Origin of the sequence: Bradyrhizobium diazoefficiens, from assembly GCF_016616885.1 — a bacterium.
GTDB classification, from domain to species: domain Bacteria; phylum Pseudomonadota; class Alphaproteobacteria; order Rhizobiales; family Xanthobacteraceae; genus Bradyrhizobium; species Bradyrhizobium diazoefficiens_F.
Genome location: NZ_CP067102.1, coordinates 2,695,543 through 2,718,800 on the forward strand (window position 1 = coordinate 2,695,543; position 23,258 = coordinate 2,718,800).

At 60.2% G+C, this 23,258-nt stretch carries 15 protein-coding genes and 1 pseudogene; 11 read left to right on the top strand and 5 right to left on the bottom strand.

Features of this window, described 5'->3' with window-relative positions:
• Positions 1-193: 193 nt before the first annotated feature.
• On the bottom strand, positions 194-1,690 hold the full coding sequence (locus JJC00_RS12270; RefSeq protein WP_200472806.1) for a multicopper oxidase family protein: 1,497 nt from the start codon (positions 1,688-1,690) through the stop codon (positions 194-196).
• A gap of 364 nt (positions 1,691-2,054) precedes the next feature.
• Here JJC00_RS12270 and JJC00_RS12275 point away from each other — a divergent pair, with 364 nt between their 5' ends.
• The 3 genes and pseudogenes from JJC00_RS12275 (at position 2,055) to JJC00_RS38745 (ending at position 4,713) form a co-directional block, all read left to right on the top strand.
• Positions 2,055-2,513 (top strand): (2Fe-2S)-binding protein, encoded by a 459-nt coding sequence (locus JJC00_RS12275; protein WP_246774184.1) that lies wholly within the window; start codon positions 2,055-2,057, stop codon positions 2,511-2,513.
• Between the two features lie 9 nt (positions 2,514-2,522).
• Positions 2,523-2,954, top strand: a pseudogene (locus JJC00_RS38740) (molybdopterin cofactor-binding domain-containing protein); the annotation flags it as partial.
• 385 nt (positions 2,955-3,339) lie between these two features.
• Entirely contained in the window at positions 3,340-4,713 is a 1,374-nt protein-coding gene (locus tag JJC00_RS38745) for a xanthine dehydrogenase family protein molybdopterin-binding subunit (RefSeq protein ID WP_349643540.1), read from the top strand.
• 309 nt (positions 4,714-5,022) lie between these two features.
• Here JJC00_RS38745 and JJC00_RS12285 read toward each other — a convergent pair whose 3' ends face one another.
• Together JJC00_RS12285 and JJC00_RS12290 are read right to left on the bottom strand one after the other, a co-directional pair.
• Positions 5,023-5,232 (bottom strand): hypothetical protein, encoded by a 210-nt coding sequence (locus JJC00_RS12285; RefSeq protein ID WP_200472807.1) that lies wholly within the window; start codon positions 5,230-5,232, stop codon positions 5,023-5,025.
• Positions 5,229-5,429, bottom strand: coding sequence for a hypothetical protein (locus JJC00_RS12290; protein WP_200472808.1), 201 nt, complete (start codon positions 5,427-5,429; stop codon positions 5,229-5,231). Before JJC00_RS12290 ends, JJC00_RS12285 begins: the two co-directional genes overlap by 4 nt.
• An 846-nt stretch (positions 5,430-6,275) precedes the next feature.
• Here JJC00_RS12290 and JJC00_RS12295 point away from each other — a divergent pair.
• The 3 genes from JJC00_RS12295 (at position 6,276) to JJC00_RS12305 (ending at position 10,106) form a co-directional block, all read left to right on the top strand.
• Complete coding sequence (locus JJC00_RS12295) at positions 6,276-7,727, top strand: PAS domain S-box protein (protein ID WP_200472809.1); 1,452 nt, start codon at positions 6,276-6,278, stop codon at positions 7,725-7,727.
• The gene (locus JJC00_RS12300) at positions 7,728-8,792 is read left to right on the top strand and encodes an ATP-binding protein (protein WP_246774185.1); all 1,065 of its coding nucleotides are present in this window, start codon (positions 7,728-7,730) and stop codon (positions 8,790-8,792) included.
• 261 nt (positions 8,793-9,053) lie between these two features.
• Positions 9,054-10,106, top strand: a complete 1,053-nt coding sequence (locus JJC00_RS12305; RefSeq protein ID WP_200472810.1) for a helix-turn-helix transcriptional regulator — start codon at positions 9,054-9,056, stop codon at positions 10,104-10,106.
• Positions 10,107-10,151: 45 nt separating this feature from the next.
• Here the strand turns inward: JJC00_RS12305 and JJC00_RS12310 are convergent, their stop codons facing one another.
• Entirely contained in the window at positions 10,152-12,311 is a 2,160-nt protein-coding gene (locus JJC00_RS12310; RefSeq protein ID WP_200472811.1) for a PAS domain S-box protein, read from the bottom strand.
• Between the two features lie 257 nt (positions 12,312-12,568).
• On the opposite strand from JJC00_RS12310, the gene JJC00_RS12315 reads away from it, so the two are divergent.
• From JJC00_RS12315 to JJC00_RS12335, 5 genes are all read left to right on the top strand, one after another.
• Positions 12,569-13,231 (top strand): response regulator transcription factor, encoded by a 663-nt coding sequence (locus tag JJC00_RS12315; RefSeq protein WP_200472812.1) that lies wholly within the window; start codon positions 12,569-12,571, stop codon positions 13,229-13,231.
• Between the two features lie 153 nt (positions 13,232-13,384).
• Complete coding sequence (locus JJC00_RS12320; RefSeq protein WP_433996503.1) at positions 13,385-13,750, top strand: response regulator transcription factor; 366 nt, start codon at positions 13,385-13,387, stop codon at positions 13,748-13,750.
• 109 nt (positions 13,751-13,859) lie between these two features.
• Positions 13,860-15,521, top strand: a complete 1,662-nt coding sequence (locus JJC00_RS12325; RefSeq protein ID WP_200472814.1) for a sensor histidine kinase — start codon at positions 13,860-13,862, stop codon at positions 15,519-15,521.
• Between the two features lie 219 nt (positions 15,522-15,740).
• Positions 15,741-16,088, top strand: a complete 348-nt coding sequence (locus tag JJC00_RS12330) for a response regulator transcription factor (RefSeq protein ID WP_246774186.1) — start codon at positions 15,741-15,743, stop codon at positions 16,086-16,088.
• A gap of 86 nt (positions 16,089-16,174) precedes the next feature.
• On the top strand, positions 16,175-22,423 hold the full coding sequence (locus JJC00_RS12335; RefSeq protein ID WP_200474094.1) for a PAS domain S-box protein: 6,249 nt from the start codon (positions 16,175-16,177) through the stop codon (positions 22,421-22,423).
• A gap of 132 nt (positions 22,424-22,555) precedes the next feature.
• On the opposite strand, the gene JJC00_RS12340 is transcribed toward JJC00_RS12335, so the two are convergent.
• Positions 22,556-23,239 carry a sensor histidine kinase gene (locus JJC00_RS12340; RefSeq protein WP_200472815.1) on the bottom strand — a complete coding sequence of 228 codons (684 nt, stop codon included), beginning with the start codon at positions 23,237-23,239 and terminating at the stop codon, positions 22,556-22,558.
• Positions 23,240-23,258: the final 19 nt, after the last annotated feature.

Here is a 23,258-nt window from a genome sequence, read left to right on the forward strand (position 1 = left end):
CGGCGAGCGCCGGGAGGAGTGTGTCAATTGTGTTCCGCATGTTGTGAATACCTCGCGATTGGTGCCGCGGAAAGTTTTAGGCGATTCATCACGATCCAACTTGTCGCTCTTTGCTCAGACTGCGGAGTTCTTGCGGACCCGATCGCGCTCGAAGTCTCCGGCTGTCTGAATGCAGCGAAGAATGGCCAAGAGCTCAAATGATTCCGGAGTAGCGCAATTCCGTCATCATGCCCGTCATCATGTGATGGAGGTTATGGCAGTGAAACGCCCAGCGGCCGGGATTGTTCGCGTCGAACGCGATGGTGACGCTGCCCATCGGCGGCACCAGGACGGTGTCGCGCACAGCGCCTGCGACTGGGGTACCGTTTAGGGAGATCACCTGGAAGGCGTGGCCATGAAGGTGCATTGGGTGCTCCATCATCGACGCGTTCATCATCTCGATCACCACACGCTGCCCTGTGGTGACCATCAGTGGGGTTACGTCTGGCCAGAATTGGCCGTTCATGGACCAGGCATACGGCGACATGCCGCCGGCGAGGATCACCCGGTACGTTACGTCGGGCGCGCGCGGCGCCAAAGGCGTCACCGCTTCCAGGCGATGTTCAAGCGAGAGATCGACGGGCGGTGCATATTCTGCGGCCTCCGTGGCAAGGCGTGACACGGGCGCGCCGGACGCCGCAAGGATGATCCCGGTGCGCGCCCGCTTGCCCTCGACCTGCGCGAGGATCGGATAGGCCCCCTTGCCGGGAAGATCAATGATGACGTCGAGCCGCTGAGCAATGGCAAGCGGCAAACGGGTGCCGCGCACCGGCCGAACCGGATGGCCGTCGGCGGCGATCACGGTCCCGGTGAGCCCACCGAGATCGATCCAGAACTCGGTCGAGCACGCGCCGTTGATCAGCCGCAGCAGGACCCGTCCGCCCGGTTCGGTGCGGATGACTTGCGGATCGGCCAACGTGCGGTCATTGGCGAGGAAGGCGTCGTAGTCGATGTCATTGAGGTCCATCTTCATGCCGGACCCCATGCCCACGGCGGACATGCCGGAGCTGGTGTTCAGGGCACCCATTCGAAATCCCATGTTCATGCTGCTGCGCATGCCGCTCTTCTCTGTCGCGCTCGGGTTGGTGAGCCCCGCGAGCAACTCCTCCGGCGTGCGGAAGCTAAAATCATGCAACATCAGCACCACCTCCTGCCGGTCGGCGCGCAGATCCTCCGGGCTATGCACGATCAGCGGCGCGGACATTAATCTCTGTTCCTGCATGCCGTGATGCGAGTGCATCCAATACGTGCCGGTTATAGGTGCGTAGTCATAGGCGTGGGTGTCGCCGGCCGGGATCGGCGGCGTCTGCGGCCAGGGAAAGCCGTCCTGCTTCCAGGGTGGCAACTGGCCATGCCAGTGGATGATAGTGGCTGCGCCGGCCCGATTCAGCAGGTCGACACGAAAGCGCTCGCCGGGCAAGAGGGCGATGCCAGGTTTTCCCTTCGGGCCGTTGAGGCCGAATACTTGTGCCGGTTTGCCGTTGACGGAGAGGATTCTGGTTTCGGCCGTCAGGCGAAGGTCAGCGGCGCGACGTTCGGGTGCAGCAACGGCTCGCGTTACGGGCGCTAGGCGTATCGCGCCGGCTATCGCAACCGCGGACGCAAATATCCGGCGGCGGGTCAGGAGGGTGGTCTTTTCACTTTCGGTCATAATGTACTTGCCCACTGCGTTTGATCGCAGCTTGTCCTGATTAGTCGCTATACGAGATAGTCATCAATTCATCTGATGCTTTTGGGTGATTGCCGCGCTTTGCGTGCTATTGCCCAACGGCGCGAGCGCAGGTTTACGCGCAGGCACTGCGGCGAAGATGTCGCCGCGGAGCGCAAATGCGCAAGATCGCAACGACCGCAGCAAGAGAGCTAAAGTCGCTCGTCCAACGGATCGATACGTTCTGGTCGGTCGGTTGTCTCCTCCCGCCCCCGTGTCGCAACCGGCTTGGGCGCGGCTGGCCTCCGTAGTGCGGTGGCCGGCCGCATTCCCCCACCTCAATCGGGACAAGCAAGAGGAAGATGCTGTGGCGACAACGGCCCTCAACGTGAACGGCAAAACCGTCTCGGTAGCCGTCGATGACCCTGACACACCACTGCTCTACATCTTGCGAAATGAACTCGGTCTGCATGGTCCGCGTTTCGGCTGCGGTCTCGGCCAGTGCGGCGCCTGCACTGTGCATGTTGATGGAGCGGCGATCCGCTCGTGCGTTACCCCATTATCTGCGGTCAAAGGCAAGATCGTCACGCTCGAGGGGCTCGGCACGAGCGCAAAGCCGCATCCGCTTCAGGAGGCCTTCGTCCAGGAGCAGGCTCTGCAGTGCGGTTACTGCATCAACGGCATGATCATGCAGTCCGCCGCGCTCCTGGCGCGCAACCCAAAGCCGAATGAAGGAGAGGTCAAAGCCGAATTGGCGAATAATCTATGCCGTTGCGGCACGCACCTGCGCATCGTGGGCGCGGTCCTGCGCGCCGCTGGCACCTGAGACAGGCCCATGAACCAGATCGATAGACGTTCGGTGCTGCAGGCAGGCGGCGCGCTCGTTGTCAGCTTTGGACTGCCGCTATCTTCGAGCACGGCCAAGCCTGTTTCTGGACCGAAAACCGTCTCGCCGGATCGGGTCGATGGCTTTCTGGCCATTACGCGGGACGGCCGCATCACCGTCTACTCCGGCAAGGTCGATCTCGGCACCGGAGTACGGACGGCGCTGATCCAGATCGTTGCCGAGGAGCTTGACGTTCCGATGAGCCACGTCTCCCTCGTCGAGGGCGACACGGCGCTGACTCCCGACCAGGGCGTGACATCAGGAAGTCTCTCGATTCAGAACGGCGGCATGCAGTTGCGCCGGGCCGCCGCGACTGCGCGCCGGGCTGTCCTCCGTCGGGCGGCCGCCCGGCTGCGGCGGGACATTTCAACGTTGTCGCTTCACGAGGGCGTCATAACGGCCGGCGATGGCAGGCGGCTGCCGATTGGCGAGGTCGTGGACGGCACGACATTGGCACTCGATGTCGCCAAAGACGTGCGGGAAAAATCCCCTCATGCCTACACGATTGTCGGTAAGGCCGTGCCTCGGCTGGACATTCCTGACAAGGTCAACGGCCGCTTCACCTTCATGCAGGATTTCAAGCTGCCGGACATGTTACACGGCCGGGTGGTACGCCCGTCCGGATTCGGTGCCACACTCGTGTCCTGTGACGAATCGTCAGTCGCTGACATCCCCGGCATCGTCAAGGTAGTCCGCATCAATAACTTTCTCGGCGTCGTTGCGAAAAGCGAGTGGAGCGCAATCAGGGCCGCCCAGCAATTTGGCAGTGACCTGGTCCAAGTGGGAGGGGTTGCCGGATCAAAGCAGAATATGGCAGCACGTGCGCAGCACCCCGGTCGTCCGCGACGATGTCACCAGCCGCACTGCCGATTCTCGTTCTGCGCTCGCAAGCACACCAAACAAGCTTGCTGCAACCTACGAATTCGCCATCCATACCCATGGCTCCATCGGCCCCTCCTGCGCCGTGGCAACGTTCGCCGACGGTAAGCTGACGTGCTGGACTGCGTCGCAAGCAACGCACGACCTGCGCAAGCAACTCGCTGCCACGCTCGCGATATCAGATGCAGACGTGCGCTGCATCTATGTCGAAGGGGCGGGGTGCTACGGCCGCAACGGACATGAGGATGCCGCGGCCGACGCGGCTCTGCTGTCGCGCGCGGTCGGCAAGCCGGTGCGCGTGCAATGGATGCGCGCGGACGAGCACGGCTGGGATCCAAAAGGACCGCCTACGCTTCTCGACATGCGCGCCGCGATCGACGAGGTTGGAGCCGTAGCGGCCTGGGAATCCGAGCTTTACGTGCCGGATGGAACCGCCGGTTTCGTGACACTGGTCGGCTCCGAACTCGCCGGACTCGACAGTCTCGGCAAGCTCAGCCCCGGTGGTGTGTTAAATGACCTGGCAGTCCCTTACGCCTTTCCGAATGTCACGACGACGGCTCACCGGTTGGCATCGACACCGTTGCGGCCGGCCTGGATCCGCTCACCCGGGCGGTTGCAGAACACGTTTGCGAACGAGTCCTTTCTAGACGAGATCGCCGCCGCAACGGACACCGATCCGCTCGAGATTCGGCTGAGACATCTCACCGACGCTCGCGGCAAGGAGCTTCTCGAGCGGCTCGCCAAATTAAGCAAATGGCGTGAGCGCCCGAAGAGCGATCGTGGTGCGGACACTGTGACTGGACGCGGACTCGCCTATGTCAAATACGAATTGGTCCGCACCTATGTCGGCGTAGTCGCCGAGGTCGAGATCAACCGCAAGACTGGACAACTTGCGGTCAAGCGCTTCTATGTCGCGCATGATTGCGGACAAATCATCAATCCTGACGGGTTACGGAATCAGATCGAAGGTTGCATCGTTCAGACGGTGAGCCGCACCTTGAAGGAGCAGGTAACATTCGATCGGTCGATGGTCACGAGCCTCGATTGGGCGAGCTATCCCATCCTGACCTTTCCGGAAATCCCCGAGATCGTGATCGACCTGATCGATCGGCCGGAAGAAGTCCCTTGGGGTGGCGGGGAGCCGGCCTGCGCCGTCGTGCCTTCGGCGATTGCGGGTGCCGTTTTCGAAGCAACGGGAGTGCGGCTGCGTTCTGTGCCGTTTACGCCGGACAAGGTGCTAGCGGAATTAGGAAAGGCGTGACTGGCTGAAAAGTTGGGCGCTCGCCAACCCGCACGTGCACGTCGATTGCGTCCAGCCATCGCAGCACGCATGCAGCTTCCACAGACTATCGTGGCGTTCTGGTTCAACGACGAAGCCGGGCCGCCTGCTGCGCGTGCACTTCGATCGCTCTTTGCTGAAGCACGATCCTAGTCGGTGGGAGCAGTCCGGCGATCGCCTAGAGACAGAATGCGCGTACCGTAGGCCGTCCAGATTTGCCCTTTGTTGTTGCAGAGGTGCGATCGAATGACCGGTGGAGCAGTTCAAAGCATCCGGTGGAGCTGCTTGCCCCTAAGCTCGCTTGCCATCCTGTTTGCCAATCACGCAGCGCCACGCGGCCAGGCGTTCGGCCGGATGCTGGTTCATCCACTCAGCGAGCTGCGGCGCGCCCATCAGGCAGGACTGCATCGACACGTCAGCGAAGTCCGAGGTGGTGATGGTCTGCTCGTGGCAATTTGCCGGAGAAGAAAGACTGCAGAGCACGGCGATGATCTTGATCATGACAGGACAACCCGGTCGCTACGATGAGCATTGGCCGCATCAACGTGCGAAGCCTTTTCGGCTCGCCGCTGGTAATCGTCGGCAAGGGCCTTAAGCTGACCGGCAACCGCTGTGTCGGTCATGGTTTGGGCAGCGCGGAGCAAAGTCCGTGCTATCTCCAGATATTCCTTGCCTCGTTGTGAAATATGGACCGTCATGAAATCCTCCCACGGTTCTCCAGCAACTGGTCGAACGCCCGATTGCGCTCACTTTTCCTGCGAGCTCTGAAGCGCTCGACACACGTCTTGGAACACAGCGGAGTTCGCCACGAGTAGTGCCGGACGAGACCAAACTTGCCATCACAGACCGCGCATCGCGCGGCTCTGCCGGATCTAGGACTTTCGGAGCAGTTGGGCATCGTGGTCTCCTCTTGGCTTCAGCATCGCTGTACGTCGATCATCGGTTTTCACTGCACTTCATGAGCCTGCGCGCTTGTCCAACGCATGCAGCCTAAGACGATTGCGATCAGTGTCTCAATTGAACGTAGGTTATCGTCCGGCATCGAAAGGCGTCACGGAACGATACGAAGGTGTATGGTGCTCGCCCTTTTAACGCCGCCCACTTCGGCAACGGCTATTCGCGTCAATCCTGTCATCGGGTCCCTCTCGGATCTGTCACTCGACCTTGCGGTCCTCCAATAGGCGCGACTCAAATGCGCAAGCCTTGCAATCAGGGTCCGCTCAGCACGTGGACTTTTGTTCCGGCTGCCGCGTGAGCGGCGATCTGCTGTAGATACCCAAGTATAGTTCTCATCTATAAACGCCGCGCTATCATCCCGGAGCATACCGTGAGATCGAGGGTGGGCATGGCCCGCTGCTCTCGAATGCGGCTTGGTTGTGTGAACGATGTTGGCGTCTCGTCCAGCCCGGCGCCGGCGGGTCGCCGCTGACCGGAGTTTCGCTCTCGCTGGCCGGCGCAAAGGGCACGATTTGTTGTTATCGGTGAAGAACAAGCCTCGTCTGGAGCGGTCGAGTTCACACGCGACGCGGCGGAGTTGACACGCGATGACTAACGGCGAGCCTTCCCAAGTCGAAGAACGCGAGTTGACCTACACGGACGAACGCCGGCCGCACTTGGGCGGTGCGGCGCCACTTCGCCATATGGACGGCGCCGCTACAAAATCGGATGGTGCTGGGGAGGCCGTAGGCCCGCGTGACAAGCAGCTTTTTGACATCATCGAAACCATTCCGGTGATGGCCTGGACGATGTTGCCTGACGGCTCCAACGCATTTGCGAATAGGCGCTGGGCCGAATATTGCGGCCTATCTCGGCAGGATACCGTGGGTTCGGGCTGGCAGGCTGCAATTCATCCAGAAGACGCTGAGCAATATTTGCACAAATCGCGTGAGTCCCTGGCCACCGGCGAGCCGTTCGAAGGTGAGGCGCGTTTCCGTTGCGCTGCCGACGGGGGATACCGTTGGTTCTTAGGGCGCGCTGTCCCGCTCCGCGATGACCAAGGAAATATTCTGAGGTGGTATAAAATCCTGACGGACATCGAGGATCGCAACCGGGCGGAGGCCCTGTTGGCTGGAGAGAATCGCATTCTCGAGATGGTGGCCAAAGGGGAATCGCTTCCCTATATCCTCGATTGCCTCTGCCTGCTGGTGGAAGAGCATACTCGGGATGCGCTCACTGCGATCCTTCTGGTCGAGGACGGCCGGCTGAGGCATGTGGGGAAGCCGAGCCTTCCTCCAGCCTATGTCGAGGCTGTCAAGGGAAAAATCGCGGTTGGACCCAAGGTCGGATCATGCGGGCCCGCGGCGTATTTCGCCAGACAAGTCATCGTTTCCGATATCACGACCGACCCGTCATTTGACGAGCTTCGCGATGTTCTGCCTCTCTTTCCTTCGCTGCGCGCCGTCTGGTCGACGCCCATCATGTCCTCAGAAGGCAAGGTGATTGGCACCTTCGCCATGTATTATAGCGAGCCGCGGAGCCCAAGCGCGCGCGATCAGGAGATCATAGAACAGATCACCCATCTGGCGGGGGTTGCGATTCAACGTGCCCACTTGGATCGCGATCTCACACTACGCGAAGCCAAAATCCGGCGCCTGGTAGACGCCAATATTATCGGCATCTTCATCTGGGAGGTCGAAGGCGGAATTCTCGAAGCCAATGACGCATTTCTTCGCATCATGGGATATGACCGCGAAGATCTTGCGGCGGGCCGATTGCGTTGCACGGAATTGATGCCGCCAGAGTGGCTCGAAGGCGATGTGCAACGGGGGCCGGAGTACGTGAGGACGGGGCGCTTGCACCCGTTCGAGAAGGAGTTTTTCAGGAAAGACGGCAGCCGTGTGCCAGTCCTGATCGGTCTGGCTGATTTCGAAGAAAGCGGACGGCAAGGTGTCGCTTTCGTACTCGATTTGACCGAGCGCAAACGGGCCGAGGACGAGCTGCGCGCGAGCGAAGAGCTTAAGAGGAGAATCATCGAGAGCAGCAGGGACTGCATCTAGGTGCTGGACCTGGATGCAAACCTGCTGTTCATGAGCAGCGGCGGTCAGCGGTTGCTCGAAATAGACGATATCCAGACTTACATGAATGCCTGCTGGATAGATTTCTGGCAGCCGGAGGACCGCCCAAGGATCAGCGAAGCCGTCGCCGCTGCAAGGGCTGGCGGAATTGGGAAATTTCAGGCGTTCTGTCCATCGGCGAAGGGGGCTCCGCGCTGGTGGGACGTCATCACCACCCCGATCTGCAATGCAGACGGCCAGCCCGAGCAACTGCTCTCAGTTTCACGCGACATTACGGAGGGCAAACAGGCTGAAGCCGAAGCGCACGAGGGCGAACGCCGATATCGCGAGGTGCAGATGGAGTTGGCGCACGCAAACCGCGTTGCGGCCATGGGGCAGCTAACGGCCTCGATCGCCCATGAAGTGAAGCAGCCGATCGCCGCGACGGTCGCCAACGCGCGAGCTGCATTGCGCTTTCTTGACGCCCCAACGGTGGATCTGGATGAAGTACGACAGATACTCAACGACATGCTGAAAGACGGCAATCGAGCAGGAGAGGTCGTCAGTCGTATCCAGGATCTCATCAAAAAAGCGCCACCCCGGCGGGATCGCTTGAACATAAACGAAGCGATTCGTGAACTGCTGGAACTGACCCGTAGCGCGGCGGTCAAGAACAGCGTCTCCATTCACGCGGAGCTCGCGAACGGCTTGCCAATTGTTCATGGGGACCGCGTCCAACTGCAACAGGTCCTCTTGAACTTGATCATCAATGCGATCGAGGCCATGAGCGGCCTCGGCGAGGGACCGCGGGAATTACTGGTCAGCAGCGGCACAATCGAGCCGGGCGGCGTGCTCGTGAGAGTGCGAGACTCGGGTCCGGGACTGGAGCCATCCATGCGTGATCGCGTCTTCGAGTCCTTCTATACGACCAAGCCGAGCGGCTTGGGGCTCGGCTTGTCGATCTGCCGTTCGATCGTCGAAGCCCATGGCGGACGCCTGTGGGCGAGTCCGACCGATCCCCAGGGCGCGGTCTTTCAGTTTACTATCCCGGTGGTCGAAGGAAGATAGCCGCTCCCCATTTGGCGAGCGTGCTCACCCATATTCTGCGCGAAGTCATTCGATCGGCTCCGCTGTGGCCCACCATCTGCCTCCATTGCATACCGAGGTATAGGGCAGGCAACCTAGGTATGAGAGCCGCGACCTACGGGTATCTGCTGCCGAAACGAGCGATTTAGTCGCGTCAACCTCGCTACGATTGAGCGGTCGCCGTTCTAACCCTACGACTGTCGAGGAGCAGGGGCCGCATGGACCCGCACAAGGGGAGCAACGATGCTGACCTACTCGTTCGATGTCAACGCTGCACGGCTCGCCGACTTCTCCGAAGTCTCCGTTCTAAACAACCGCCAGCATCAGGAAGAGACGAGGCTGCCGCGCATCGATCATCCGCATCTCGAATACAATCATCTGCCGCGCGGCGGGCGCGGTGAGCAGCCCCGTGACCCCGGGACGCATAAAGCCAGTCGCCACGCTCTTGAGATATTTCCTGCTCATGCCGTCAGTCGTCGGGCGATCGCCTGGGATGGGATCACCGTCGAGATCGTCCGGTGCGTCGCACATGACAGGGTCGAGTTTCGATTCCGTGCACCGTGCCATCTGCTGGTTGTCCATGAAGAAGGTGTTCGCGACCAGGGCGAGACGTTCGTTCGGACTCTGCCGCTTTCGAAGCTGCGAACGCTCAAGCGCAAGCTCACCTTCGTGCCCGCCGGTCACGAATACCACGAGTGGCAGCAGCCGCGCGTTCCCAGTCGTATGACCTGCTTCTATCTTGATCCGGCCAAAATTTCTGCCATCGATGCGGATTCACCGGATGCTCAACCTGCACCCCGACTGTTGTTCGAACATAGCGGGCTGTGGGATGCCGCCGCCAAGCTGACAGCGGCAATCGACCAGGGCTGTGAAAACGAGCGCTATTGTGAAGCGCTTGGGGTGATCGTCGCGCATGAGCTGATGCAGAACCACGGGGATTCTGCACGCGGCAAACCATTGGCGAGGGGTGGGCTGGCTGTCTGGCAGCAGCGCGCCGTCACAGGGTACATCGAGGAACACCTGGCCGAGCCTATCTCGCTCGCTGCGCTGGCGGCGCTCGCTCGTCTAAGCTCTTACTATTTCTGCCGCGCATTCAAGCAATCATTCGGCATGCCACCCCACCGGTATCACATCAATCGCCGTATCGAGCGCGCCAAGGCCTTGCTGGGAGATCCGGAACAGTCAGTGACTGACATCGGGCTCGCGCTGGGGTTCAGCGAGACGAGCTCATTTTCGTCAGCATTTCGGCAGACGACAGGGATCACTCCCACGCAATACCGCCGAAGCTTAGGGTGATTGTGCAGGCCAGCCGACGTCCGACCGTGGGGAACGGTTGTGGGGTCACGAAACATCTCGAGACGCAGATTCCCGCAACGCCGGCAGGACGATGTGAAGCGTAGCGCCTCGGCTAGCATTCGCAGTGGCCCAAATGCGGCCGCCGTGTGCGTCAACTATTGAATGGCAGATCGATAGTCCGATACCCATCCCGCTGGTTTTGGTGGAGTAGAAAGCCTCAAAGAAACGGTCCAGAGCTTCTGGGCGCAATATCGGACCTGAGTCGCGAACCGTGAGCGAAATGCCGTCCTCTCGGTCCTTTGCGGAGCTAATCTGCAACTCTCGTCCGTCGTTGTCGGCATTGCTCATGGCCTCGATAGCATTCATCACCAAATTCATGATGACTTGTTGCAGCTGAATCCGATCTCCGCGAACGAACGGCAAATTGGATGCAAGGTCTGCCTCCAGTGATATCCGGTTCTTGATAATCTCGCCGCGGGTCAGTGCCATCGTCTCGGTGATCACCTCGTTGATATCTAATTTGTCGATCTGCGCTGGCGTCTTTTTGACCAATGCGCGGATCCGGTTGATGACTTCGCTGACCCTGCGCCCGTCTTTGATGATATCCTCGAGAGCCCTGGAGGACAGCTCCAGGTCAGGAGGCGTTGCGCTGAGCAGGCGCAAGGCGGCATGGGCGTTCGTAACCAGCGCTCCAACGGGCTGATTGACCTCATGCGCAACCGAGGCGGTTAGTTGACCGACTGTCGCCACTCGATTTGCATGCGCAAGTTCGGCCTGGGCCTCCCGTACGGCTTCGGAGGCCAGCATGTGATCCGTCAAGTCGCGCGCCAATACAAGCGCGCTGTCGACCGCGTCTGTTTCGAGCTGGAGCGGCGAATAGGTCACGACCCAGTATCTTCGTCCGGCGGGACCATCGAACCATTGACTGAAGTTGAACTCTTCCCCAGCAAAGCACCGATCCAAATTCGGTTTGGCCAGTTGCTCGAACGCGTCCCCTCCCATGGCATCGGCAACGTGCATCCCGATGAGCTTGTCGGCGGTTAGTCCCCAAACTCGCTGATGTGCCCGATTGGATCGTCGGTATCGGTAATCCTTACCGATCACGGATACGACGTCTGGTAACGTGTCAAAGACATGTTGAGCCAGATATTCGGCGCGTTTGCGATCGGTGACATCCTCGCAGACGACCAAGAGTACCGGCTGCTGTTTGACTAGCATGCCCTTGGCCGTTTCGCGTACCCACAGGGTGGTTCCGTCTTTGCGCCGCTTTCGTGCTTCCCAGCTTGTCGGCTCGCCAAGCCGTTCCAGACAGATGGCGGCCTTGCGCTGGACTGTCGGCCAATCGGATACGTGAAACACGTCCCGCACGGAACAGCCTATCAGCTCGGTCGCCTCGTAGCCCAGTTGGCCGGCGCCGTAGGGATTGACCGAGAGCACAGTTCCTGCAGCATCCAGCATGAAATACATGGTCGGATTGTGCTCGAACACCGCGCGCCACCGTTCTTCACTATCGCGCAAGGCCTCGAGCGCTCGTCTGCGCTCCTGGATGTCGCCGGCGCTGGCGCACCATCTCAAGATATTATTCCGCTCGCCCAAGATCGGTACCAGGCGGACAATGAACCAACGGTATTCACCGCCAGCGCTTCGAATGCGTATTTCTCTTTCAAACGGCTTCCCGGTCGCGAACGCGGTGCTCCACTCCTCACAGGCGCGATCATCCTGATGCACTACATTCAGCCAGCCTGGGCCCCGCGACTGCTGAGCGGACAAGCCGGTGTAGTTCAGGAAGCGATCATTGAAGAAGTCAGCTGTGCCGTCTGAGGACATGTTCCAAACCAGGGCAGGCAGCCCGTCCAGGATCTGTACCAGTTGGTCTCGCCCCGCCCTCATCCTGCCTACGAGGCCGGTGATGACCAGGGAGGTGATCAGGAACGCGGCCGACGCGATGAAGTCTTCCGGATAATCAACTCGAAAGGAGAAGATGGGAGGCGCAAAGAAGTAGTTGAGGGATGCAACGGCAGCGAAGCATAGAACGATGAGAGAAATCAGGCCGCCGGAGAGTGACAGCAGAACAATGAGAATCAGGTATGTGAAGGCCGCGGACACCAGGCCCAGGTTCAGCCAAAAACATAGCCATGTTAGTGCTGCCAGCGCGAGGACGCCGACCAACAACCGCAGCACCTCCTGAACTGGATCGCGCATCATCAACGTTCGTTACCGAGACCAAAGCCTCCTGACGGCTTTCGCCCTGGAGGCTGAAATTCCGCAACCATACCGCTCGTTGGAACACCCGGGAAGGCCAGGATTAGCCATCCCGGCTGGAGCAGGCAAATAACAGGCGGCGGAGCGTGCGGGATTTGCCTGTCCAGTGGATTTCGTTACAATCTGACCTCAGCTTGGCCGAGCCGCTGAAGTGTTGTGATTTGCTTAATCGGACCGGCTGCAGATGGTGAAGGACCAAGATGAGGCAGAATTCATCAACGAAGCCGGCTGGAGGCACGGACGAGCCGACCGTCTTCGTCATCGATGACGATGCGTCAATGCGTGAGGCGCTTGCACGGCTGTTCTACTCGGTCCAGTTGAAGGTTGAAGTATTTGCGTCGACCCAGGAGTTCTTGGGGGCCGAGCGGCCGGATGCTCCTGCTTGTCTGGTGCTCGATATCCGCCTGCCTGGGCTGAGTGGCCTTGATTTTCAAGCCGGATTGACGGAGGCCGCCCTTCCTATTCCGGTCGTGTTCATTACGGGGCACGGCGATATTCCGATGTCAGTGCGAGCCATGAAGGCCGGTGCCATCGACTTCCTCACCAAACCGTTCCGTGACCAGGACCTTCTGGATGCCGTCGCGGCTGCGATCCAGCGCGACAAGAAGCGCCGCGAAAATGAACATGCGATCGCAGACATGAGGGCGCACTTCGCATCCCTCACCGCTCGTGAGCGCGAAATCATGGCTCTAGTCGCAAGCGGATTGATGAGCAAGCAAATCGCGGCTCAGATCAATCTGAGCGAAATCACGGTGAAAGTGCATCGTAGCCATATCATGAAGAAGATGGAAGCCAGATCGGTGGCCGATCTGGTCAGGATGGCTGAAGCCCTTGGGGTAAAGTCTCCGACGCTCCAACACTGAGATACGGTCCGTTCGATACCTGAGTATAGTTCTCATCTCTCAAATCAGCCGTATCATACGCTCAGGCGGCGCCGTTTATCGGGGGTGCGACCTCGGTCGTCTTCCCCTCGAACAAAGGTAAGTCGCGTGACTGATGGCCCTATGATTTCGGTCGTGGACGACGATGCTTCGGTGCGTACGGCGACCGCGAGGTTGTTGAGGTCACTGGGATTCTCAGCCCATGCGTTTGCTTCGGCTCAGGAATTCCTGTCATCGCCGCGACTGCTTGAAACCTCGTGCCTCATTGCCGACGTGGAGATGCCCGGCATGAGCGGCCTAGAGCTGCAGGAGTATCTGATTGCCAACGGCCATAACACGCCGATGATCTTCATCACGGCATTTCCAGAGGATCGGATTCGAGAACGCGCGATGGAGGCGGGGGCGATCGATTTTTTGAGCAAGCCATTCGATGAGCCGCGGCTGCTCGAATGCGTGGAGCGGGCACTGGCGATGCGCCAAGACCGCCCGAACGACCCTTGATCAGATTGGACGATCAGCCACGTCTGCCGCGGGAGCTGGTCCAACAGGGCCCTCCGGGCGATCCCAAGCATGAGCCGTCCGCTGGGTGCCTTTCCAAAGGCCCGCAAAAATGAGCACATCTCAGGGCAGCGCTGAGGAGCAGGAGCTCATCCTCTCGGAGCTGGCGCCGAGCCTGACACAAAAGCGGCTTGCGCTCGGCGTTGTAGTGATCCTGCTTGTTGGATTTATCCTCATGGCGGGACCGCTCTCGCACATTCAGCTGGCGCGGATCAACGCGTTCGTCCCGGCCTATGCCGCTGCGATGCTGGTGAACGACTCGATCACCGCAGTCTTGCTGTTTGCCCAGTTCTCCATATTGAGGTCTCGCGCGCTCCTGGCGATCTCAAGCGGTTATCTGTTCACGGCGCTTATACTGGTCCCATGGATGCTGACATTTCCGGGCATCTTCGCGCCCAGTGGCCTGCTTGGCGCCGGGCTGCAGACTACCGCGTGGCTCTACATCGTCTGGTACGCCGGTTTTCCGGCATTCGTCATCGCCTACACGATACTCAAGGACCGCGATCCAGCCGAACGGCTGTCGACGGGCTCAGTCAGTGTGGCGATCCTTTCGAGTGTCGCTGCAACTGCGAGCGCCGTGTGTGCAGCGACATTTCTCGTGATAGCTGGCGACGAGTTTCTACCCCACCTCATGATCGACACAATCCACCTTTCCGGTTTCTGGCCCTATGCTGCCGGATTCGCGTCCCTGTCGAGCCTCTCCGCAGCCGCTCTGCTATGGCGGCGGCGACGCTCGGTGCTTGATCTGTGGCTCGTGGTGATCATGTGCGCGTATGTCATCGAGATTTGTTTGATCTCTTTTCCTACTCCAAACCGCTACAGCATTGGCTGGTATGGCGGGCGGGTATTCGGGCTGGTATCCGGCAGCCTTGTTCTATTTGTATTGTTGTATGAGATAACGACTCTATACGCACGGCTGCTGCGTGCGGTGCTGGCCCAGCGTCGAGAGCGTCAGGCGCGCTTGATGACAGCAGACGCGCTGTCGGCTTCTATCGCTCACGAAATCAAGCAACCCTTATCAGCGATGATGGCCAACGCCGCCGCCGGAGCACACTTGCTGGATCGTAGCAGGCCGGATCTTGAAGAAGCAAAGTTGGTTTTCCAGGAAATTGTGGTCGACGGCCGCCGCGCTGGAGCGGTGATCGAAAGTATTCGGGCGATCTTCAAGAAGGACGCCAGGTCCAGATCGCCGCTCAATATCGACGAGCTCATCCGGGAAACCCTCGCCTTGTTGATCGGAGAGTTGCGGGCCGCTCGGATAGCGGTCCGGGTTCAAGCCCACGAACGTCTGCCACGCGTGAATGCGGATCGGGTCCAGCTGCAGCAGGTGTTCGTGAACCTGATCATGAATGCGATCGATTCGATGGCCGCCAACGAGAGGCCGCGGGTGTTGGGTGTGACGTCGGAAGTCCACAGTTCCGGCGGTGTCATCGTATCGGTGACAGACACTGGCGCCGGAGTGGATCCGAAACAGCTCGATCGGATATTCAATCCGCTGTTCACGACAAAGAGCCAGGGCATGGGAATGGGACTTTCGATTTGCCGCTCGATCATTGAGGCGCATGACGGGCAACTCTGGGCGGTTGCGAACGGCTCGAACGGCGCCGTCTTTCAATTTGTGCTGCCCGCTCACCCTGCTGACCACTCAAGGATGATCAGCGCGGGATGGATTAATCGCCGCAGCGCGTCCGCAGGTTCGGAGCATGCCTCGTGATTGATGCGTTGAGACCGGCTGATCGATCCGCATAGTCCCTCAAGATGCGCCGCTGCCGGCCCCTCGATACCCAAGTATAATTCTCAACCTCAAATTCCACCCTATCCTGCACTCAGGCGGCACCACAGTCGGGGTGCGATCCCGGTCGCCTTCCCTCGAACCAAGGTAAGTCGCCTGGACAATGTCCCGACAATCGCGGTCGTCGATGATCATGCTTCGGTGCGCACCGCGACCGCAAGATTGTTGAGGTCATTGGGATTTTCCGCACATGCGTTTGCTTCGGCTCAGGAATTACTGTTGTCGCCTCGATTGCATGAAACGTCATGCCTGATTGCCGACGTGGAGATGCCCGGCATGAGCGGCCTTGAGCTGCAGGAGTACTTGGTCACAAACGGTTATAATACGCCGATGATCTTCATAACGGCTTTTCCGGAGGAGCGAATTCGAGAACGCGCAATGAGAGCGGGAGCCGTGGACTTCTTGAGCAAGCCATTCGATGAACCTCGACTGCTCGACTGCGTGCATCGCGCGCTGAAGAGGCACGAGGGCAACTCGAACGACACTTGAACGCCGCGCCATCGGCACGTCCGGAGACCCGCCACTTGGACCAAGTGACCCGAAAAAATGGATTGGGCCCTGATGACAACAAGGGTCTGCAAATCCTTTGGCAGGACGGCGAACGCGTGTTCTGCCGAGGGTGGCGGTTGGACGACGATGAGAAGGTGCGCGCTGTGCTGGTAGTCGTGCCTGCTGGGGAGCATCCATCCCCCGGCATCCTCGCACGCTTCGCCCATGAATGCGCATTGAAGGATGAACTGGACGCGACTTGGGCGGTACCGCCGTTGGAGCTGTTGCACGAGAGCGCCTCTATCATGCTGGTGCTCGACGACTCCTGCGGTGAGCCGCTCGAGCGGCTGATCGGAGCGCCCATGGAGATCGGTAGCTTCCTGCACCTCACTATCGGAATCGCCGCGGTGTTAGGCAAGGCTCACCAACGAGGCTTGGTTCACAAGGATATCAAGCCGAGCAACATCGTGGTCGATCGCCGGACCGGGGAGGTGCGGCTTACTGGTTTCGGCATCGCCTCACGGCTTCCTCGCGAGCGACAGTCGCTCGATCCCCCTGAGACCATCGCCGGCACGTTGGCCTATATGGCGCCTGAGCAGACCGGACGCATGAACCGCTCTATCGATTCCCGTAGCGATCTCTATTCGCTTGGTGTCACGCTCTACCAGATGCTTACCGGCGCCTTGCCATTTTCCGCCGCCGACCCAATGGAATGGGTGCACTGTCACATCGCCAGAAAGCCGGTGTCGCCGGGCGAGCGGCTGGAGAGTCTTCCTGCTCCGCTCTCGCAGATCGTCATGAAGCTGCTCGCCAAGACCGCCGAAGATCGCTACCAGACGGCTGCTGGTCTTGAGCGTGATTTGCAACGCTGTCTCGGCATGTGGGAGCGGGCTCGCCACATTGAGGATTTTTCGCTCTGCGAACACGATATGCCGGACCGGCTGTTGATTCCGGAGAAGCTGTACGGACGGGAGAGCGAGGTTGATACTTTGGTTGCAGCGTTCGATCGGATCATCAAAAGCGGCGCGCCGGAGTTGGTCCTGGTGTCCGGCTATTCCGGCATAGGCAAGTCTTCCGTTGTCAATGAACTGCAGAAGGTGCTTGTCCCGCCGCGTGGGCTCTTTGCAGCCGGCAAATTCGACCAATACAAACGCGACATTCCGTATTCGACGCTGGTGCAGGCTTTTCAGAGCCTTGTGCGGCCTCTTCTCGGCAAGAGCGATATCGAGCTGGCGAGCTGGCGAGGTGCGTTTTTGGAGGCACTGGAGCCGAATGCAGGGCTCATAACCGAGTTGATTCCCGAGCTGAAGCTCATCATCGGTGATCCGCCGCCGGTCCCTGAACTGGCGCCACAGCAGGCCCTGAGCCGCTTTCAGTCGGTGTTCCGACGCTTCATCGGCGTATTTGCCCGACCGGAACATCCGCTGGCCCTGTTTCTTGACGATTTGCAGTGGCTCGACGCGGCGACACTCGACCTGTTGGAGGATCTGCTGGGCCGATCGGAGCTGCAACACCTCATGCTGATCGGCGCTTACCGGGACAATGAGGTCGACGCCGCTCACCCGCTTAGGCGAAAGCTTGAAGCAATGAAGCACGTAGGCGCGAAGGTAGAGGAGATCGCGCTTGCCCCGCTTGCCCCAGAGCACCTTGAGCAGCTTATCGCGGACGCCCTTCGCTGTGAGTCGGTACGCGCCGCAGACCTCGCGGAACTTCTATACCAGAAGACTGCCGGCAATCCGTTCTACGTGATTCAATTTCTTTACTCGCTCGCGGAAGAGGACTTGCTCCGCCTGGACCACGAGGCGGCGACTTGGTGCTGGGAGCTCGATCGCATACGCGCCAAAAGCTACACCGACAACGTCGTGGACCTCATGGTCGCCAAGCTCACCCGCTTGCCGGCCGAAACTCAGCAGGCGTTGCAGCAATTCGCCTGCCTCGGCAACGTTGCCGCGAGCGCGCTGCTTTCGACCGTTCTCGGGAGCTCGGAGGAACGTCTGCACGCGGCGCTGTGGCCGGCGGCCCGCCTCGAGTTGGTTGTGCGTCTCGAAAGCTCCTACAAATTTATCCATGACCGGGTGCAGGAGGCCGCCTATTCGCTGATTCCGGAGCCATTGCGCGCCCAGGCGCATCTTCGGATAGGTCGTCTGCTCGTGGCTCAAACGCCTCCCGAGAGACGTGAGGAGGCGATCTTTGAGATCGTTGGTCAGCTCAACCGCGGCGCCGCGCTGATCACCTTACGAGAGGAGCGGGACGAGCTCGCCGCGCTCGACCTGATCGCCGGCAGGCGTGCGAAGGGGGCGACGGCCTACGCCTCGGCGCTCATCTATCTCAATGCCGGAGTGGCTCTGTTGGCGAAGGATAGCTGGGAGCGCAGGCGTGAGCTTGCCTTCACGCTGGAGCTGAATCGGGCGGAATGCGAATTTTTGACCGGCCAATTGTCCGCCGCAGACGGGCGATTGGCGGCGCTGTCGAGTCGGGCTACGACAACGGTCGAACAAGCCCTCGTCGCGTGCTTGCGCATAGATGTCTGCACGGCCCTCGATCAGAGCGACCGGGCGGTGCTCGTCTGTCTGGACTATCTCCGGCATGTCGGGATCGAGTGGTCACCCCGTCCGCAGGACGAGGAAGCGCACCGTGAGTATGAGCGGATTTGGTCGCAACTCGGAAGCCGCGCGATTGAGGAACTTATCGACCTGCCCTTGATGACCGACCCGGCGTCCCTCGCGACGGTCGATGTTCTGAGCAAGATCTTCCCGTCAGCCTTGATTACGGACGCGAATTTGGCTTCCCTCTCGGTCTGCAAGGCGGTCGGTCTCAGCCTCGAGCACGGCAACTGCGATGCTTCGTGTCTAACATATGTATGGTTCGCCAGGATCGCCGGACCGCGCTTCGGCGACCACGAGGCGGGATTTCGCTTTGGGCAGCTCGGCTACGAACTCGTGGAACGACGCGGGCTAAGGCGCTTCGAGGCGAGCACCTATCTTTGCTTCTCGGTTTACGTTGTGCCCTGGATGAAACACGTGCGGGATTGCCGTGATCTGCTGCGCCGCGCTTTCGAGGCGGCGAACCGGATCGGAGATCTCATGTATGCGGGCTACACGTGCAACAATCTCAACTCGGATCTTCTCTTTGCCGGCGAACCGCTGCTGGACGTGCAAGGCGAAGCCGAGAATAGCCTCGCATTCGCCGGGAAAGCGCGGTTCGGCCCTGTCATTGACTACATCACACCGCAACTTGCGCTGATTCGGATGCTTCGCGGGCTAACGCCGGAATTTGGCTGCTTTGACGACGGGCAGTTCGATGAACTTCGCTTCGAAGACTATTTGTCCCGCAATCCGGCCTTGGCGCTCGCTGCGTGCTGGTACTGGATCCGAAAATTGCAGGCGCGCTATATAGCTGGCGACTTCGTGACGGCCATCGATGCCGCATCGAAGGCGCAACGGCTGCTTTGGACCACGTCCTCGTTCTTTGAGGAAGCCGAGTTTCACTTTTACGGCGCGCTGGCCAAAGCCGCTTACCGCGATTCCGCATCGGCCGACGAACGGGCGCAGCACTTGGACGCGCTGGCTGCACATCACAAGCAGCTCCAGGTCTGGGCGGCGAACTGCCCGGAGAACTTCGAGAACCGCGCGGCGCTTGTCGGCGCCGAACTGGCGCGCCTGGAGGGCCGCAAGCTGGATGCCGAGCACCTCTACGAACAGGCAATTCAGTCGGCGCGCGCCAACGGATTTTTACATACCGAGGCGCTCGCCAATGAACTCGCCGCCCGCTTCTATGCGGCGCGTGGTTTTGAGAAGATTTCCCGTGTGTATTTGCAGGACGCCCGCTACTGCTTCCTGCGTTGGGGAGCAGGCGGCAAGGTGCGGCAGCTCGACGAGCTTTATCCGGAGCTCGGTAAGCAGGAGCCGGTGCCCAGCCCGACGGGCACGATCGCAACGCCGGTCGAACACCTTGACCTCGCGACCGTGATCAAGGTGTCGCAGGCCATTTCGGGCGAGATCGTTCTTGAGAAAATGCTGGACACGCTCATGCGTACCGCAATCGCGCAGGCGGGTGCCGAGCGTGGCCTATTGATCCTGTCACACGCGGCCGAGCAATGGATCGCGGCAGAAGCAACGACCTCGGGCGAGACGATCCTCGTGGAGATTCGCGATGCACCCGTAACCGGATCTGTGCTGCCGGAGACGGTTCTTCACTACGTCCTGCGCACCCGCGAGAGCGTCATTGTCGACGATGCCGCGATTCAGCCTTCGTTTCTTGCGGACCCCTACATCCGTCAGCGCGAGGCGCGTTCCATTCTCTGTCTGCCCTTGATCAACCAGGCCAAGCTCAGCGGGGTACTCTATCTGGAAAACAACCTCGCGCCCCGCGTCTTTGCGCCGGCCCGGATTGCAGTACTGAAGCTGCTCGCCTCGCAAGCGGCCGTCTCGCTGGAAAACACGCGGCTGTACCGCGATCTTGAGCTGCGCGAGGCGAAGATCCGGCGCTTGGTTGAGGCCAACATCATCGGAATCTGCATTTCGACGCGGGATGGTGGCATCATCGAGGCAAATGATGCGTTTCTGAGGATCGTCGGGTATGACCGCGAGGATCTGGTCGCGGGTCGTGTGCAATGGATGGATCTAACAGCGCCCGAATCACTCGAGCGAACCGCACTGGCGCTTGCTGAACTTGACAGTACCGGGACCATCCAACCCTTCGAGAAGGAGTATTTTCGTAAAGATGGCAGCCGCGTCCCCGTCCTGGTGGGTGTGGCTGCGTTCGATGAAGAACGCCAGCTCGTCGCCTTCGTGCTCGATCTGACCGAACGCAGGCGGTCCGAGCAGGAGCTGCGTGAGAGCGAGGAGCGTTTTCGCACGCTCGTGCAATTCTCCTTCGACGCATACTGGGAGACCGACGCGCAGCATCGCTTCATTCGCCAGGAATTCGCCGAAAGCGTTAGCGACGCGCCGGCGACGGGCTCCGAACTCGGCAAGACGCGCTGGGAAGTGCCCCACTTGGAGCCTGATGAAGATGCGTGGTGCAAGCATCGGGAGACGCTCGATGCCCACCTGCCGTTCCGTGACTTCGAGCTCGCGCGTCCCACGCCTGATGGCGGCAAGCGCTATGTGTCCGTTTCGGGGCTCCCGGTTTTCGACGAGACGGGGCGCTTTATCGGGTACCGCGGCGTGGGTCGGCACATTACCGAGCGCAAGCGGGCAGAGGAGGAGCTGAGAGCGAGCGAGGCGCGCTTCCGCACCTTCGTAGACCACGCGACCGACCTGTTTATGCTGCATCGCGACGACGGAACCATCCTGGACGTCAATCGCCAAGCGTGCGAAGCCTTAGGCTATAGCCGCGACGAATTAATCGGCATGGCTCCGAGTGCCTTCGATCCAGATGCAAACGCAGCATTTATGCGGCACATGAGGGAGCGCATCGAGGCTTCGGAAATCGTGACGTATGAGAGCCGCAGCCGCCGAAGGGACGGAACAACGTTCCCCGTCGAGATCCACGTGCGAGAGTTCAGCCAAGGTGGCCAGCGGTTGGCCATTTCGCTGGCGCGCGACATCACCGATCGAAAGCGGGCCGAGGCCGAAGCCCGCGAGAGCGACCGCCGAAATCGCGAAATGCAGATGGAATTGGCCCACGCCAACCGCGTGGCGACAATGGGACATCTCACGGCCTCCATTGCTCACGAAGTGAAGCAGCCGATCGCCGCGACCATGACGAATGCGCAAGCCGCATTGCGCTTTCTTGATGGTCCGATGATGAATATTGATGAGGTAAGGCAGATCCTCCACGACATCGTGAGAGATGGAAATCGCGCAGGCGAGGTCATCAGCCGGATCCGCGATCTCGTCAAGAAGGCGCCGAGCCGCCGGGATCGGTGGGAGATCAACGGCGCGGTCAGCGAGGTGATAGAGCTCACTCGCGGCGAAACGGCGACGAACAGCGTCTCTGTCCATACGGACTTCGCGGGCGGCCTACCGATGGTGGAGGGAGATAGAGTCCAATTGCAACAGGTGCTCCTGAATTTGATCATCAACGCAATCGAAGCCATGACCATGAGTGGCGTCGGTGAGGGGCCGCGCGAATTGTCGATCAGCAGCGGGATCGCCGACTCGGGTGGCGTGCTTGTCACCGTATGTGACTCGGGTCCGGGACTGACGCCAGCAGGTCGCGATCGCCTTTTCGAGACGTTCTACACAACCAAGCCGAGCGGTCTGGGGTTGGGCTTGTCGATCTGTCGTTCGATCGTCGAGGCCCATGGCGGCCGCTTGTGGGCGAGCGCGAACGTTTCCCGAGGCGCCATTTTTCAGTTCACAGTGCCTGCGGTAGTGCCCCTGTCTTGACGTGCTCGCGCGCGATCCTGCCGCGAGCGCGCCTGCAAGGTCTGGATTAGGCAGCGTTCGGCCCGCGATCGACGCTCGGACCATCTTGATCTTTGCCGCATCAGTCGAAGTAGCGGAAGGCCTTTTCGGGGACTACTCCGCTGCAATACGGCTGCCCTGTATGGGCAGGATTCGTTCGTGCGCGTTTCTCTGAGGTTCGCAGCACGACGGAAAGGTGAGAATTGATCTCGTTCCCGCCGTTCCAAACTGGTGATCGAGCTTTCCGGCAAGAGTTTTGGCGAGTTCGCGGACGACGTTCAGGCCTCGGCCAGGTTGTATTATGGCTGGAGCCGATCCGTTGTCGAGCACCCTGCATTCTGCGAACGGTCCCGCCCGGTACAACTCGACGCGAATTTCGCCGCTCCCGTTAGCAAAGGCGTGCCTGGCCGAGTTGGTTATGAGCTCGTAGACAATCAGACCCAGTCGCCAGCATTGGTCCGACTGCAATTGCAGTGGCGACGTGGCGAGCACCAGCTTTATCTTCGCATGATCGAGCCTGGACCGGCGGATCGACGCGCATAGTTCCTCAAGATACGCTGCTGCGTCCACGAAAGCGTGATATTCCGGCCTCTGCATGGCGCGATGGACGTCGACAAACCTGTGAAGCAGTTCAGAGACCCTTGTCAGGGCGGTCTTGACCTCCTCGTTGTCGGAATGAACTGCAGCGTGAGCAACGATGCCGATCACACAGGCAAACTCGTTCTTGACCCTGTGGCTGAGCTCGTTCAGCAGCGTGAGTTCTTCCAGGCAAGGCAATTCGATAGCTGGCTCCATCATCGTGTGCTCCGGACCCGCA

Excerpts from the sequence above, each read along its gene's own strand:
- JJC00_RS12315 (WP_200472812.1), top strand. The coding sequence starts at position 12,569 with ATGAGGCAGAATTCATCAACGAAGCCGGCTGGAGGCACGGACGAGCCG.
- JJC00_RS12310 (WP_200472811.1), bottom strand. The coding sequence starts at position 12,311 with ATGATGCGCGATCCAGTTCAGGAGGTGCTGCGGTTGTTGGTCGGCGTC.
- JJC00_RS12325 (WP_200472814.1), top strand. The coding sequence starts at position 13,860 with ATGAGCACATCTCAGGGCAGCGCTGAGGAGCAGGAGCTCATCCTCTCG.
- JJC00_RS12340 (WP_200472815.1), bottom strand. The coding sequence starts at position 23,239 with ATGATGGAGCCAGCTATCGAATTGCCTTGCCTGGAAGAACTCACGCTG.
- JJC00_RS12270 (WP_200472806.1), bottom strand. The coding sequence starts at position 1,690 with ATGACCGAAAGTGAAAAGACCACCCTCCTGACCCGCCGCCGGATATTT.
- JJC00_RS12305 (WP_200472810.1), top strand. The coding sequence starts at position 9,054 with ATGCTGACCTACTCGTTCGATGTCAACGCTGCACGGCTCGCCGACTTC.
- JJC00_RS12290 (WP_200472808.1), bottom strand. The coding sequence starts at position 5,429 with ATGACGGTCCATATTTCACAACGAGGCAAGGAATATCTGGAGATAGCA.
- JJC00_RS12295 (WP_200472809.1), top strand. The coding sequence starts at position 6,276 with ATGACTAACGGCGAGCCTTCCCAAGTCGAAGAACGCGAGTTGACCTAC.
- JJC00_RS12285 (WP_200472807.1), bottom strand. The coding sequence starts at position 5,232 with ATGATCAAGATCATCGCCGTGCTCTGCAGTCTTTCTTCTCCGGCAAAT.